This is a genomic window from Fulvivirga sp. M361, assembly GCF_007097395.1.
Lineage (GTDB): Bacteria > Bacteroidota > Bacteroidia > Cytophagales > Cyclobacteriaceae > Fulvivirga.
Map to the genome: position 1 here is coordinate 518,862 of NZ_VKDC01000006.1, position 17,482 is coordinate 536,343.

5 protein-coding genes are annotated in these 17,482 nt (G+C 42.9%); all 5 read left to right on the top strand.

Going from position 1 to position 17,482, the window contains the following annotated elements; all coding sequences use genetic code 11:
- The first annotated feature begins 166 nt into the window (after positions 1-166).
- The 5 genes from FNH22_RS09070 (at position 167) to FNH22_RS09090 (ending at position 17,477) form a co-directional block, all read left to right on the top strand.
- Positions 167-7,372, top strand: coding sequence for a SpvB/TcaC N-terminal domain-containing protein (locus FNH22_RS09070; RefSeq protein WP_143398036.1), 7,206 nt, complete (start codon positions 167-169; stop codon positions 7,370-7,372).
- A complete protein-coding gene (locus tag FNH22_RS09075) occupies positions 7,372-7,794 on the top strand; it encodes a hypothetical protein (protein ID WP_143398037.1) in 423 nt (140 codons plus the stop codon). Before FNH22_RS09070 ends, FNH22_RS09075 begins: the two co-directional genes overlap by 1 nt.
- Before the next feature lie 752 nt (positions 7,795-8,546).
- On the top strand, positions 8,547-12,650 hold the full coding sequence (locus FNH22_RS09080) for a two-component regulator propeller domain-containing protein (protein ID WP_185154143.1): 4,104 nt from the start codon (positions 8,547-8,549) through the stop codon (positions 12,648-12,650).
- Between the two features lie 233 nt (positions 12,651-12,883).
- Positions 12,884-15,892 (top strand): TonB-dependent receptor, encoded by a 3,009-nt coding sequence (locus FNH22_RS09085; RefSeq protein WP_143398039.1) that lies wholly within the window; start codon positions 12,884-12,886, stop codon positions 15,890-15,892.
- 13 nt (positions 15,893-15,905) lie between these two features.
- Positions 15,906-17,477 carry a RagB/SusD family nutrient uptake outer membrane protein gene (locus FNH22_RS09090; RefSeq protein WP_143398040.1) on the top strand — a complete coding sequence of 524 codons (1,572 nt, stop codon included), beginning with the start codon at positions 15,906-15,908 and terminating at the stop codon, positions 17,475-17,477.
- The last annotated feature ends 5 nt before the right edge of the window (positions 17,478-17,482 follow it).

Genomic DNA, 17,482 nt, shown 5'->3' on the forward strand with positions numbered 1-17,482 from the left:
ATGATCAGGAAACGCTAACGGAATGCCTGTAAAGAATTCAACTTTAGGTCATTAAGATGGATAGATAAAAGACATATCTGACATATTACAGATCACTATCCGGATCAAAAAACATATTAATTACATTAAGACTTAATACTTCCAAACCAGAAAATACAGATTTATCATGAACGGAGCCCCCAAACCTAACGATAAACAATCTTCAGATAATGCCCAGGTACAAGATAGTCAGAGCTCACCCGTCTCTGAGGTATCGCAACAAGCTCCCATCAGCCTTCCGAGTGGAGGAGGTGCTATCCGCAGTATGGGGGAAACCTTTCAGTCTAATCCCGTGACCGGTACAGCTTCATTCTCTGTGCCAGTAAAAGTAAGCCCCGGAAGGTCGGGATTTACACCGCAACTGGCATTAAGCTATGATTCGGGCAATGGTAATGATGTTTTTGGGTTAGGGTGGAACGTGGGAATACCTTCTATTTCCAGAAGAACTTCCAGGGGATTACCCCAGTACAATGATCAGGCAGAAAGTGATACGTTCCTGTTAAGTGGCGCTGAAGACCTGGTTCCGTTTATGGATGAAAGCAACGGCAACTGGCAGAAAGTGCAGTTTCAGAAGAATGGATATACCATTACCCGTTACCGCCCTCGGACGGAAGGGCTTTTTGCCCGTATCGAACGTTGGTTAGATGCTACCGGTCTCATCTCTCATTGGCGTGTGACCACTAAAGACAACACGACTTCTATCTACGGAGAATCCGCCCTGGGCCGTGTAGCAGACCCTGAGGATCCTAAAAGAGTATTCCAGTGGCTGCTGGAAAAGACCTACGACGATAAAGGAAACATAATTATCTACGAATACAAGGCCGAAGATCAGGTCAATGTTCCAAATGCCTTATATGAAGAACATCGGCAAAGTATGCCCATGGCTAACCGCTATCCCAAACGTATTAAATACGGTAATACAGTTCCTTTTAGCCCTGAGGATGCTACATTCTTTGACACGACCAAATGGCATTTTGAAGTAATCTTGGATTACGGGGAGCATGATGAAGGAAACCTTCCCGGTTATACTGAAACTCAACTATGGAATGGGCGCCCCGATGCCTTTTCCACTTACACTGCAGGTTTTGAAGTACGCACCTACCGGCTGTGCCAGCGCATACTGATGTACCATCATTTTGCTGAGTTGAGCACAGGTCCTACACCTGAGCCTTACCTGGTTTGTGCTACAGAACTTAATTATGATCTGAAAGCCACTTATACGTTACTACAATCGGTGCAATACCGTTACTTTGAAGCTGGAAAAAGCCCTGAGACTATGCCCCCCGTTGCGTTTTCCTATACACAGGCAACTATTGACCCAGACATCTATGAAGTAGATGAACAAATTACACGGTCATTACCTGCGGGGGTTGATAGCGTGAACCCGCAATGGGTGGATTTGTACGGTGAAGGTGTACAAGGAATACTGTATGAGGACTCAGGCGCCTGGTGGTATCGGCGTAACAAAGGAGACAAAGGCTATTACCAGTATGATCCAACGGCAACGAGCGATACTCCTGAATTGATGATGGATACCTACACCCAGGTTGCTCCTAAACCTGCTGCTGTAGGCACAAATCTGCGTACCCTACTGACTGATCTTAACAGTGATGGACTGCCTGAACTTCAAGTGCAGGATCAGGATATGGCGGGCTATTATGAACAGGATACCCGGGACGGCTGGAAGCATTTCAAGACTTTTAAGTCCTATCCAACCATCGACTGGAACGATCCTAATCTTCGACTGATTGACCTTACAGGAGATGGTTATGCTGATATTCTGTTCACGGAAGAATATTGCCTGACCTGGTATGCTTCGTTAGTGAAAGAAGGAGTAAAGGAAGGGTATACCAAGGCAAAGCAAGTAGCTAAAGCCCTGGATGAAAACAATGGCCCGGCTGTAGTCTTTGAAGACCGGGAGCAGGTGATTTACCTGGCGGATATGTCGGGTGATGGATTGACGGATATTGTCAGGGTACGCAACGGCTCCATAGGCTACTGGCCTAACCTGGGCTACGGACACTTTGGCAAACTGGTACGAATGGATAATGCACCTTATGTTGACCATCCGGACCTATTTGATCGCCGAAGAGTACGTTTGGCAGATATTGACGGCACAGGGACGGTTGATTTTGTCTATTTCTATGATGATAAGGTCGAATACTGGCCCAATGAGAGTGGTAATAGCTGGGGGAATGGGATTAGCATCAATCACCATTTTCCGGTGGATGACCTGAGCACTTTGAGCGTTACCGATCTTTTTGGAAATGGTACTGCCTGCCTGGTGAGCTCGTCACCACTTCCCGGCGATGCCGCACAACGATTGCGTTACATTGATCTGATGAGTAGTAAAAAACCATTTCTGCTACAAGAGGTGGATAACAATATGGGGGCATTAACCCGGTTGCAATATGCTCCTTCTACACAGTTTTACCTGCGAGACGAACGTGCCGGCACCCCCTGGGCGACAAAACTTCCTTTCCCTGTACAGGTGCTGGAACGTGTCGAAGTGTACGATCAGGTTACAGGCCAGCGCCTTACCACACGTTATGCTTATCATCACGGCTATTACGATGGAGTAGAGCGCGAGTTCCGTGGCTTTGGACGGGTAGATCAATGGGATACGGAGGAATTCGACGTCTTAATAGCAGATACCCTGTTTGGAGGTGCTAATCTAAATGAGAATGCCAGCGATTATGTGGCACCCACCTTGACCAAAACCTGGTTTCATGTGGGGCATTATACCCAAAGAGAGCCTGTTTTAGATGCCTATAGCAAAGAGTATTATCAAGGTGATGCGCTATCCCCCGAGGTAAAGAAAGTACAGTTTTCAGGAAATCTTATGCATGCAGAATTGTCTGTGAATGAAGAACGGGAAGCCCTGCGGGCATTGAGGGGTACCATGCTACGTCAGGAATTGTATGCCAATGATCAGGAGGAACCCTCGGTACATCCTTACCAGGTGGTAGAGGCTGGTTATACGATAAAATGCCTGCAACCCCGGGTAGACAACCGCTATGCCGTTTTTTTTACCTATGAGCGGGAAACGCTAACAATGGACTATGAACGTAATCCTGCCGATCCACGAATGGCACATAGTCTCACGCTGAAAGTAGACGATTATGGTAATGTGGAAGAGGCTGCTGCGATTGGCTACCCCCGGCGTAACCCAGCCTATGGTGAGCAAGGAATCACACACACTACCTTTTCGGAAAATACCTTTATTAACATCCTGGAAGAAACTGCAGATTTCTATAGATTGGGACTGCCTGAGACCGGCAAAAGCTACGAACTCACCGGACTGACTGCTCCAACGGAGATTATTTATGGCCTGGAAGAAATCCGGACGCTCATTGCCACTGCCGCTGAAATCCCTTTTGAGGTATTGCCAGCAAACAATATACCTGAAAAGTGCCTGTTGACTCAAAATAAGGTCACTTACTACAGTGCTGACCTTTCTGCGGAGTTACCCCTAGGAGAAGTAGCCTTTCATGCACTGCCGTATCAACAATATGTACTGGCACTTACTTCGGGATTGATTACTGAGGCTTATGGGACAAAAGTGGACAATACCTTGCTTATCAGTGCCGAAGCAGGGTATTCGGCAGAAGTAGAGGGGTATTGGCAACTTTCTCCGAGACAGGCGTTTGATGCCTTACATTTTTACCTTCCTGTACAAAACATTGATCCTTTGGGAAATGCATTGACCATCACCTACGACAGTCATTTTCTGTTGCCGGTGGCTATAGAAGATGCGTTGGGCAACCGCACCGAATCCCAAAATGATTATCGTGTGCTACAACCCCGGGAGGTGAAAGATCCAAACCAAAACCGTCGACAAGTAGGTTTTGATGTAAGGGGCATGGTAGTAGCTACAGCAATAATGGGAAAGGAAGGAGAGACCGATCCGGATAAAATGGGAGATACCCTGGCTGACCCTACTATGCGAATGGAGTACGAGTTATTTAACTGGAGTACTCATCAGCAGCCAAACTTTGTACATACTTACGCCCGGGAGCAGCATGGCGCTGTCAACCCCCGTTTTCAGGAAAGCTATTTGTATACCGGTGGGCTTGGGCAGGAAGTATTGACCAAAGCACAGGCAGAGCCCGGCCCGGCCTTTACACGGGATGCTCAGGGGGCATTGATGTTGGATGCCGAAGGGATTCCACTATTGGCTGAGACAAACGATCGTTGGATAGGAAACGGCCGCACAGTGCTGAACAATAAAGGCGAAGTAGTGCGGCAATACGAGCCTTATTTTAGCAGTACGTTCGCTTATGAAGACGAAGATGAATTGCGGCAACATGGTGTTACCATTGAGTTGTTTTACGACCCGGTAGGTCGTGTGATCAAAACAATGCATCCGGATGGCAGCCTGGAAAAGGTAGTGTTCGATCCCTGGCAACAGGCGAATTATGATCGTAACGATACGGTGTTGGAAAGTACCTGGTATAGCGATCGTAACAGCCCCGATCCGGCAGGGCCGGAACCTGCCGATGCGGAACAACGGGCGGCCTGGCTTGCTGCACAACATGCTGATACCCCTCAACGAGTACATTTGGATACGTTAGCACGCCCTTTTCTGACAATAGATAATAACGGGGCTTTGGGGCATTATGAGACCAGAAACGGCTACGATATTAAAGGAAACGTTACTACGGTAACCGATGCTAAAAACCACTTGATTACCACGAACCGGTACAACTTGCTGGATGAACTTATCTATACGAACAGTATGGATGCCGGTGAGCGTTGGATATTTAGCAATGTGCTGAACAATCCCATTCGAATGTGGGACAGCAGGGGGCAGGCTTTTCGAAATGTATATGATGTAGTACAGCGGCCCAGGGAAAACTATGTGAAGCAAGGGAGTGACCCCGAAAAACTAATTACGTTTGTGGTTTATGGAGAGGGGACCGGTAATCCGGAAGTCAGCAACCTACGAGGGCAGGTTTACCAGATGTACGATGCGGCCGGATTGGTCCAGTCCCAGGCATTTGATTTTAAGGGAAATCTTTTGCAGAGCTTCCGACAATATGCCAAAGAGTACGCCACTACCCCGGACTGGTCTACTTTACCAACTGCTCCTGATATAAACACTGCGGCAACAGCGTTACTGGAAAATGAATCCTTTACACAACAGGTAGCGTATGATGCCCTGAACCGGCCGGTGGCGATGACTATGCCTGATAGTTCGGTCATCAAACCTACCTTTAACGAAGCTAATCTATTGGAGACAGTAGAAGCTAACTTACGTGGTGCTACCACACCCACTTCTTTTGTTACGAATATTGACTATAATGCTCGTGGTCAGCGAGAGAAAATTGTTTATGGCAATGGAAGTCAGACAAGATACACGTACAATCCGAACACATTCCGGCTTACCAGATTACTCACTACCCGAAACAATGGAGCGAGTACTTTACAAGACTTAAATTATGTTTTCGATGCTGTAGGCAACATTACCGTGCAACTGGACAATGCACAACAAACCACATTTTTCAATAATGCCCAGGTAGAACCTCATGGAAAATATACATATGACGCTTTATATCGACTTCTACAATCTGAGGGCAGGGAATTAGTAGGGCTAAATGCAGCACCCGGACCAGGAGATATTGGCATTAACCCACTGCCGGAAAATACGCAGGCGATGCGCCGCTATGTACAACAGTATGAATACGATGAATTAGGGAATATTTTAAAGATGATCCATCAGGCCATCGGTGGCAGTTGGACCAGATACTATCACTATGATGTGACACATGAAAATTATCTACTGGGCACCAGCAACGATAATGTGGCACCTACTACACCAGAGTATAGTTACGATGTTCACGGTAGTATGCTATCCATGTCACATTTAAGCTCCTTATCCTGGGATTTTGCAGATCGATTACAACAGGTGGAACTGGGTGGCGGCGGAACCGCCTACTACGTATATGATGGCGGTGGTGAACGGGTAAGAAAAGTCGTTGAACGAAATGGGGGATTAAAGGAGGAACGGTTTTATTTAGGAAATTGGGAGGTGTTCCGAAAGACTGTAAATGGGACTGTGGATATAGAACGGGAGAGCCTGCATCTACTGGATGACCAAAAAAGAGTGGCATTAGTAGATACATTGACGATTGATAATGGAAGTCCCTTAGCCAGCCCAACACAAACGATTCGCTATCAATTGGACAATCATTTAGGTTCCGCTTCCCTGGAGCTGGATGATTCTGCAGCCGTGATCAGTTATGAAGAGTATTACCCGTTTGGAACAACCAGTTACCGAAGTGGAAGGAACGCTACTGAAACTTCTCTGAAAAGATATCGGTATGTTGGTAAAGAGCGTGATGAGGAGACGGGGTTGTACTATTATGGGGCTAGGTATTATGCCGCTTGGTTGGTTAGATTTGTTTCTGTGGATCCATTGAAGGATGATTATCCTTATTATACCCCCTACCAGTATGCGGGGAATAAGCCGATTAATAGTGTTGATATTGATGGACTTGAAGCTGCTAATCAAATTGAGGGTAAAGAGATAGGACAGCAAGCGGAGCAGCAATTAATTCACCCTATTGACAATTCGAATGCTCTTCGGATAAATGAAGAATTAAGGAGAAAAAAAGATTATCTTTTAGGTCCCAGAGATGAATATGAAAAAGCAATTTTAGAAGGAGATATATATTTTACTGCTAATTATGGTTGGGTTGATGATACCCATGCATTTACTGATACCAAAAGAAATGAACCTTATATCGGAGTTGGAGAACTTTGGAGACAGTTAGAAAATGAACCATCTTCGGATCAAATTTTCAGAGGATACTACTCAGTAAATTATAAGCAAGACATTGTAATTGGAAATTTTTCTGTTGGAATAGAGAGACAATACCTCGTCAAGCCTAATCTCAGCATTGAAGAAAGGAAATCGATAGCTCTCGCCATTTTTCAAGATGTTTCAATGGCTTTTGAACAATTGCAAGGTATTCACCCCACTTCAGGTTCATCATTCGAGCCTGCCGACCTACCATCAAACATGCTGAGTTTTTACCGAAACGTAGAAGGTCTAAGTAAGGATGAGATTAAAGAGATGATACAACCGTTATCACCTAAGCAATCTCTTGAAGTTTACAGAAGTTATCCTGGCACTTTTACAGATAGCCAATACAAAAATAGAAGTTTTGAACCACGATATTTTGACACACCTTATACATCCAGTAATTTTGGAGTGCCAGATAAATTGAATACTATAAAACCTGCATCAATAAGCTCTGTAAGAGATTTTGGAACCGCTAACTTAATTCTTTTCGACCAAGACATGATTAAAAGGAGAAAAAGGAGATAATGGGAAAAGTGAGTTTCGTAAGGTCGGTGTTCATAATGCTGGCCTGTAGTCTTACTTCTTGCTTCTCTAATCAATACGAAGAGATAGGTAAGAAGAAAGTAGAAGGAAGTACAAATCTGTATGTGAAGATTTATCAAAAGGATCAATTTGAGCATCTAACCCCTGTAGCATTCGAACTGATAAATAAAAAAGATTCAATTCTTATTCATAGAAGATATTTTACAGGAGAAACCCCAATGTTGCAGAACGTTGAGGATTTTTATCCATTTTTATATGATAGTATTTTTTATATCTGTTATCCTTATCCTGTTGTTTATGCAATCCAACATCTTGATACATCTAAATCGGATTTTTCGCGAGATACATTGTTTAAAAAACTAAAAAAATACGATGACAAATTGATTGGGGCTGAAGAACAATAATCCCAACTGACAAACACCTACTTGTGCTACATAATCGACTGAATCTTCCGCTAAGCGATAACCACCAACTGATCGTTAGGTTAAGCGCAGCGGTCCTACTACCCAAACCCGGTAAGAGCGTCCTGGCTCGGTCTGTCCTGTAAGACCCAAACCTAATAATGAGAGAGAGAAATACACCCTTACCACCTGATCTTAGGAACAACTGCCTTGATCAATGAGCAAAAGTTTTATGGTATAAGGGCTTTTGCCTGGTTTGAATTATATTACTATAGCATCCAGGTTAGCCATTCCCATTACGTGAGCCGTCTTTTACGTTCCATATGTCTATGGAATTAATCACAAATAGTGATGAGCTTAGATATGATAGTAAGCTTACGTCTGTCTATTATTAGGATCAATTTACTTCTCACCTCAATCCATTAAAGTACGTTTGAATACCAAAACTTGTACTTTTAATATACTCTAATCTAATATTTTTGAGAGTTAACGTTTTTTAAACATCTGATTGTCTTTATATTATAAATTCGTGGTAAATGTAAAACCTTGATAGAGGTTTTTATACTGCGATTTTGTGAATAGGCTGATTTAAATCTGTCCAACTGGCTTATCCTATCAAATAGGTCATATACAAAATCGACAACAGCCTCTTCACTATGTTCATGTAAATGGGATAGATCTGGAAAGAGGTAGGTTAGCTGCTTAACCAAAACGAACGGTTGAATAAAATTGTAACAATGACAGGCCCTTTAACCATGGAAATCAAGTATACATTGATTATCCTGTTATTCATGGTTTCCGTATCGTTGTTGTCAGCTCAAACCACTTCGATCCAATTCAACCATCTTACCACGATGCAGGGACTGTCGCAAAGTTCTGTTATCACTATAATTCAGGATCAGGATGGTATCCTCTGGTTTGGGACCAGAGATGGCCTCAACCAATACGATGGTACTGGATTTAAAGTTTTCAGGAATGATATTAGTGATGGTGAAAGTATAAGCAATAACGACATTCTGGATCTTGAGGTAGATGCTGACGGAGACTTATGGGTTGCAACCTATAACGGATTGAATCTATATGATTCAAAACGGATGAAATTCCGGAGATTCAAGAATATTCCAGGGGATTCTGCCACCTTATCCAATAATACGGTTTGGTCTGTAGTACATTTAAATAACAATAGAATACTTGCAGGATCTTCCAACGGACTCAATATTATAGAAAAATCTACCGGTAAGATCATTCAGGTTTTCAGTGATTTAACCGATCACACCAGTTTATCTGACAATCATGTAACCGAAGTTTTCCAGGATAGTCACGGAACGATTTGGGTTGGGACCGCACAAGGGTTAAACAAGGTAATAAACGTATCGGAGGATGGGTCTTACACTTTTAAAAGGTATAAACGCAAAGGACAGGTACAGGTCATTACGGAGGATTCATTTGGTAGTCTATGGTTCGGAACTAAAAAAAACGGGTTATTTAGAATAGATGCGGATGATAAAATATTGAACTTTTCGAAGTCAGGAAATAGAAGGATTTTAGACAATGATGTTCGCGCCCTGGCATCAGATGATAAAGGTTCTTTATGGGTGGGGACGTATGAGGGAGTAAGTGTAATAGATCCTTTCGGCGGTATTTTGAACCTGCAACATGATCCGTTAAAGCCGCGTAGTCTGAGCAAAAATACCATCAAATCTATCTATAAGGATAGGAACGGATCTATATGGATCGGAGCTTACTACGGAGGAATAAATAGCTGGAATGAGGCTAACAATAATTTTAGAAATTATAAAGAGTTAGCAAATGGAAAAGGGCTTAGTTATAATGTGGTCAGTTCCATAGTCGAAGATAGGGATAAGATCTACTTTGGAACGGAGGGAGGTGGAGTTAGTGTATATGATACAAAAAATGCCCTTTTTTCAGAGTTTCCTATTGAACACGGTCCGTTTCCGGGGAATAATATCAAATCACTTCATATTGATCCTGATAAAAGAGAATTATGGATAGGTACATTTAATTCAGGGGTGTTTATTTGGGACCTGGATCACCAAAAATTCAATCTTACATTAACCACTGAAGCAGGTTTAAGTAATAATAGTATTTATGACATTCAGCCATTTGACAACGATCTTTTTTGGATAGGGACATTTGGCGGAGGCCTCAGCCTCTATAACAGACAGAAAAGTGTGATAGCCACCTTAAGGCATGAGCCCAACAACCCTATGTCTTTATGCGATGATCAGGTAAGAACAATTTTGATAGATTCAGAAAAAAACCTTTGGGTAGGTACGCAAAATGGACTGAGCCTTCTTTCATTCGATACATATAAAAAAAAGGAATATGTGATGCGTAATTTCTTCTACGATCATCAAAGCAGGTCAGGAGAAGATGTACTGGCAATTTTTGAAGATAGCAGGGGAGTGATTTGGGTAGGCACGAAAGAAACGGGATTACACTATTTTAAAGAAGGTGCCTTTATTCATGAAGACTTATCGGGCCCCTATAAGAACACCAGTAATACCATACACTCCATTCTCGAAGACGATACAGGTATACTATGGATCTCATCAAATAGCGGCATCATAAGGTATAATCCTTTGCTGGAGGATATAAAGATCTTTGAACAATCTGATGGGCTGGTTTCCAATGAATACAATAACAATTCATCACTTAAATCAAGAAATGGCATTATTTACTTTGGCGGCCCGGATGGAGTTACCTCTTTTGTGCCTTCTGAGATAAAAAGCAGCCAGTATACGCCGTCAGTAATTTTGACAGGATTAAAAGTATTTAATAACTATATATTTCCAGGCGACTCAACAAAAATACTGGATGAAAATATATCACAAACGGCAGAAATAGAGCTTGAATACGATGAAGCTATTTTTACCATTGAATTTGCACTCCCCAGTTACATCAATCCGGATAAGAATCGGTACAGTTATAGATTAATAGGACTGGATGAAAAGTGGAAATTTACCTCTACCAATGAGGCCTCTTATACTATACAACAGGCAGGTAGCTATCTATTTGAGGTAAAAGGGTGCAATAGTGACGGGGCCTGGAACGATAATGCCACAGTACTCAGGGTAATCGTACATCCCGCTCCCTGGAGAACATGGTGGGCCTTTCTTTTATATAGCCTTGCAATAGCCGTGGCTTTGTACTTTTTATTTCAAATTATCCAATCACGTGCAGAGTTAAAGCATGACCTGGCACTGGAGCATAAAGAGAATGAACAGGAAAAGAGGCTGAATCAAATGAAACTTCAATTCTTTACGAATATATCGCATGAATTCAGAACACCACTCACATTGATATTAGGCCCTTTGCAGCAAATTATTGATGAGTATAGGGGCAGTAGCAGGTTATTCAAACAGCTAACGGTTATACATCAGAATGCCCATCAACTGCTTAAATTGATCAACCAGTTAATGGAGTTCAGAAAGATTGAAAATAATCAATCCCGGCTAAAAGCTGCTGAAGGCAATATCGTCAAGTTTGTCAAAGAAATTTTTCTTTCTTTTAAACCCTATGCCCAATCCGGAGACTATGACTATCAATTCAATGCCCGGCAAAACAGGATAATGGTTTTTTATGATCGTGACAAAATGGAGCGGGTCATTTACAATCTGATTTCCAATGCATTTAAATATACCCCCAAAAAAAGGAATATCACCCTGGACGTATGGCAAGAATCGGATACCGTTAAAATTAAGGTATCTGATAAAGGCATTGGAATGAAGGCTGATCAGGTCGATCGTATTTTTGACAGGTTCTATCAAATCAACGAAGAAAGTCCCAACCAGGAAACTGCTAAAGGGACTGGTATAGGCCTGGCATTAACTAAAGGAATAATAGACCTGCATAAAGGGACTATCACCGCGGAAAGTCAGTATGGGCAAGGCAGCTCCTTTACCATATCCTTACACCTGGGCTGTGCTCACCTGGACCAGGATCAAATTATCAAAAACTTCAGGGACAGCGAGGATTTGAGTGTTTATACACAACAGGTATCGGTGACATCTGAATCCAATCCACCGGAGAAAGAGAATGTCACGAGTGGGTCGCACATAAAGAAAACTATCCTTGTAGTCGAAGATAATGAGCAGGTAAGAAAATTCGTAATTAGCATTTTGGACAATCCTGACTATGACCTGAAAGAAGCTGCCAATGGTAAAGAGGGATGGCAAAAAGCCAGAACAGAAGCTCCGGACTTGATCATTAGTGATGTGATGATGCCGGAGATGGATGGAATAGAACTCTGCTCACACATTAAATCGGATATCAAGACCAGTCACATCCCTATTATTCTTTTGACTGCACGTACCTCTCTTATTTTTAAATATGAAGGTTTAGAGTCTGGCGCCGACGATTATATAAATAAGCCATTTAATGTGCGGGAACTTCAACTCAAGGTACGGAACCTGTTGGCGGTGATGGATAAATTGAAGGAGAAATTCAAAGCTAATGAAGCCATTGTTCCAAGCGAGATAACCATTTCATCCGTAGATGAAGAACTCTTCAGAAAAGCGATTGATATAGTAGATAAAAACATATCCAATGAGTTTTTGGACGTACTGTTTTTCTGTGAAGAACTGGGGGTAAGCCGCACTATGCTTTTTACTAAAATTAAGGCATGGGTGAATATGACTCCTAATGAATTCATTCAATCTATGCGCATGAAAAGAGCAGCACAGTTATTGGAACAAGGAAAGATGAATGTGTCTCAGGTTTGCTACAAAGTCGGGTACAAAAACCCGAAATACTTCAGTAAAATTTTTCAAAGGCATCATCTCATGACCCCGACTCAATATGCCCGGAAATTTCAGATCAGCCATTTGGAAGACTGAAAAGAGGGCTTGAAGCCGTTAAGCTGCATTTTAAGTACAGATGTATCCCCATTTTCGGATTTCTGTGACCCCTGGTAAACTTAATATTGTATGAAAAGAATACAAAGTTAATTACCCATCATCATGATGCGCATTCAAATCAAAAAAAGGTTACCGGAATTCATGTTAGGGATCTTTATTGTCTTAATGTCTTTATTGATGATCTACTTAAGTTGAACCAAACGACAAAATATATGAAAACAACCTTACTAAAAATGCAATATGGTTTGTTATTGCTATCCACATTACTGTGTCATCAGGCAGCAGCCCAAAGTAAACAGCTTACGGGCACAGTAAGGTCTGCTGAAGACGATGCCGTATTACCTGGCGTTGCTATTTTAATAGAAGGAAATGCTAAAGGTACCATTACGGATATTAACGGTGCATTCTCGCTTGAAGTAATGGAAGAGGATGTATTGATCATATCCTATTTAGGGTATGAGACTCAGAAGATAACTGTTGGGAGCAGGAGTGTGCTTAACGTATCACTAAACCTGGATTTGAAAACATTGGAAGAGATAGTGGTAGTAGGGTATGGATCTGTTAAAAAAAGCGACTTGACAGGCTCTGTTTCAACGGTGAAAAGTCAGGACATAACGGCATATCCTATACTGTCCGCCACGCAGGCATTGCAAGGCAGAGCAGCAGGAGTACAAATACAATCGAACAACGGAGGGCAACCAGGTAGTGACTTAAGTGTACGCATTAGAGGAGGTACTTCCATCAATGCCACCAGCGATCCGATATTCGTAGTAGATGGATTCGTTGGCGCTGAACTCCCGCCACCTGAAGATATTGCTTCGATAGAAGTTTTGAAAGACGCTTCGGCAACCGCCATTTATGGTTCTCGGGGGGCCAACGGTGTAATTATGGTCACTACAAAGAGAGGACAAAACGGCCCTGTAACCATTGATTTTAACAGCTCCTATTCTATACAACAAACCACCAATAGCCTGGACCTGCTTGGCGGAGAAGATTTTGCCAACTATCAGCAGGAATTTGGTGATTATGCCTTTCAGGGGTCAAATACGGATTGGCAGGACATAATATTCCAACAAGGGTTTATAGCTAACAATCAACTCTCCTTGCGGGGTGGGTCGGAAGATATAAAGTTTTATGTGGGAGGTACTTATTATGATCAGGAAGGTATCGTCGTGGGGTCTGATTACAACCGCTATTCTTTTAATAGTAATGTGGACATAGAAGCTACGGAAAAACTTAAAGTTGGAGTGAGCCTTTATGCCCGAAGGAGCGAGACAAATGGTGTAAGAACACAGGAAGGTTCAGGTGGGTCCGGGCAGGCAGGGGTTATCGGGTCTTCTTTTAGATTTAATCCTGACCTGGGTGTTTTCAATGATGATGGTACGCTTACCCGGTCTTTTTTGGGAGGTGAGATAGATAACCCTTATGCTTTGGCAACAGAATACCAACGAGAAAGGATTACAGACCGGTTTCAGGCCAATGTCTATGGAGAGATGAAGATCTTAGAATGGCTATCCTTTAAAAGCACATTGGGGATAGGCACAACAAACTGGAGAGAAGGAGAGTTTTGGCCTACTACTTTGGTATTTGGTGAAGATGCACAGGGAACAGTGGATCTCGAAACAAGGAAATTATCATCGTTTCTAAGTGAAAACTACTTCACGATCAATAAAAATTACGACTCACATGAGATCACTTGGATAACCGGCTATTCTTTCCAGAAAGACACCCGGGAAGATATTGAAACGTCCAACTCCGGGTTTGTATCTAATTCCGGATCTTTCTGGGCGCTGGATCAGGGAAGTAACCCTGGCACACCTGTTTCGAATTATTCGGAAACTATCATTAAGTCGTATTATTCAAGAGTTAACTATTCCGCTTTCGGAAAGTATAAACTGACCTTCACCACACGTTTTGATGGTGCATCCAATTTCTCTGAAAACAATAAGTGGGCATTCTTTCCGTCAGCTGCTGTAGCATGGAACATCGTCGAAGAACCATTCATGGAGTCATTGGACTTCCTGTCTGAATTAAAACTCAGGACCAGCTATGGTTTGGTGGGTAATCAGGCCATACCTGCTTACGGGTCTTTGGCCACCCTGGATCCCACCTATTCTATTGTGCCAGGACAAAACGCTCTGAGGGTAGGGGAGCTGGAAAATTCCCAACTTACCTGGGAAACAACGTCCCAGTTGGACATAGGGTTAGATATAGGATTGCTGGATGGACGCCTTTTCCTGTCTGCGGATTATTACGATAAAGAAACTTCCGACCTTCTATTTGAAAGGCAATTGCCCGGCTATGTAGGCGTAGCCAATCAGGTACAAAACATTGGAACAAATCAGAATAGAGGCTTTGAGTTCACCATTAATTCAAAAAATATGGTCGGAGACTTTAGTTGGTCAACAGACTTCATCTTTTCTTCCAATAGAAACAAAGTACTGTCGCTACCTGATTCCGTAGAGTTTTATGGAGAAAACCCGGGACATTTAACGCTGGATGACAACTCTCAGCTCCTGTTGGAAGGCCAGCCCATAGGCGTATTTTACGGATATGTTTATGACGGTATTTATCAAAACGGTGATACGTTCATTCCCGGGACAGGATTTGAACAAGAAGCAGGAGGAGAACGGTTTAAAGATATTTCCGGACCAAACGGTGTCCCGGATGGAGTACTGGATGCAAATGACAGGACTATAATAGGTGATCCTAACCCTGATTTTACCTGGTCTCTAAATAATACATTCCAATACAAAAATTTTGATCTAAATATTTTTATCCAGGGGGTTCATGGTAATGACATGCTAAGTTATACACTGATGGAATTAGAGACTTTTTCAGGCAATAGTAATGTTACAGCTAAGGCATTAAACAGATGGAGGCCGGAAAATCCCAACACCGACGTGCCTAAAGCGAATAGTTCCCGCTCTTTCCGCGTTTCAGACCGATTTATTTACGATGCGAGTTATATACGATTGAAAAACCTGGTGATAGGCTACACTTTGCCTAAGGCTATACTGGATAAGATCAATATCAGAAAATTACGCGTTTATGCCAGTGCGCAAAACATTTATACGCTCACAGATTATCCGGGACTTGACCCGGAAGTAGGGTATGAAAACGCCGGAAATTCCCAGGACGGCAACAGAAACCTCGGACTTGATTATGCAAGTTATCCCAATGTGAAGTCATATACGTTCGGAATTAACCTTGGATTTTAAAACAACTGGAACGATGAAATTAACTTATATCAAATCGATACTACTCTTAATAAGCATGTTTTTAGTGCTTTCATGCGAAGATCTGGATGAAAATCCAATAGGTCTGCTGGCACCGGAAGGTTTTTATGAGACTCCAGGGGATGTACAGGTTGGGATCAATGGGGGCTATTCCATCATGGGGCATGAAGCCCTATGGGGAAGAAAACTACCCCTGTCCATATTACTGAGAGGCGATATGGCTACTATTGGAGATATGGGAACACCGTCCAGACGCATTGAAGTAGATGAAATGAACATGGGCGTCAGTAATGGAATGGTTCGTGCCTTCTGGCCCAAAGGCTACGAAGCCATTGCGGCACTGAATTATGCTATAGAGGGGGGTGAGACATTAGACATCGCTGAGGAAGAGATTAATCCCATTATAGCAGAAGGACGATTTTTAAGGGCCTTTATTCACTATCACTTTGTTCGTTTGTTTGGTGAAATTCCATACATTGATTTTGCCTTTTCAGATCCGGACCTTGCCTACACATTACCGCAATCTTCCGTAGAGGATGTTTATGCAGGTATTATTGAAGACCTGCAGTATGCGAAACAATGGCTGCCAGACGTTCCCGTTTCGCGTGACAGGCCTGGTAAGGGTACTGCTGCAAGTTTTTTAGCCTCTGTACACTTAACACGGGAAAATTGGGATCTGGCGTACCAGGAGGCTAAATATGTCATCGATAATAGTGGCGCTTTTCAATATAACCTGGAGGGTGAATTTGCAGACTTATTTGACGCATCTCTCCCCGCTTCGTCCAATGAAGTGATCTGGGAAATAAATTTTATAGGAGGAGATGCCTCTACCAACCCGGGAGCGTTGGGCGGAACGAATGCTGCTATTGATTACATGGCGCCTGTTACTGGGATCATTGGAGACGAAAGATTTGATTTTGGCGCAGGGTGGAGTGTAGCAGTACCGAGTATAGCCGTTTTTAACGATTGGGATGCGAGGGATTATCGCAAGGCGGTGAGCTTTGATACGGTTATGGTGAATGGTGGTGCAGAAGTGCTGTATACGGATTGGGGGTCCATACCATCTGCCATACCACGCCCGCACATTGCCAAGTATTTCAGGGCCCAGGGGCAGGCGGGTACCATAGCAGGTTCCAACGGTCGTGATTCGGAAAATGACTATATCCTGATGCGGTATGCTGAAATTTTACTTATTGCTGCCGAGGCAATGAATGAAATGGAACAAGGTCCGAATGCGGAGGCGGAAGACTATGTCAACCAGGTACGGAGCAGGGCCAGAAGAGAACTTGACTCAGATGTCGGAAATGATAGAACTTTCCCTGAAAATGTTCCCTCAGGACTGGATGTCAATGGGTTCAGAGAATTAGTACTGGAAGAAAGGAGACTGGAACTAGCGTTTGAATGTGGACGGTGGTACGATATACAAAGGAAAAGGATGGGGCAGGAAGCATTTGGTGCCGGGGGGCTTGAACAACATGCGTTCAATCCGGCCAGGGACTATTTATTCCCAAAGCTTCAGGAAGATGTGGATAGAAACCCGAACCTTGATCAAAACGCTAATTATTAGATAGA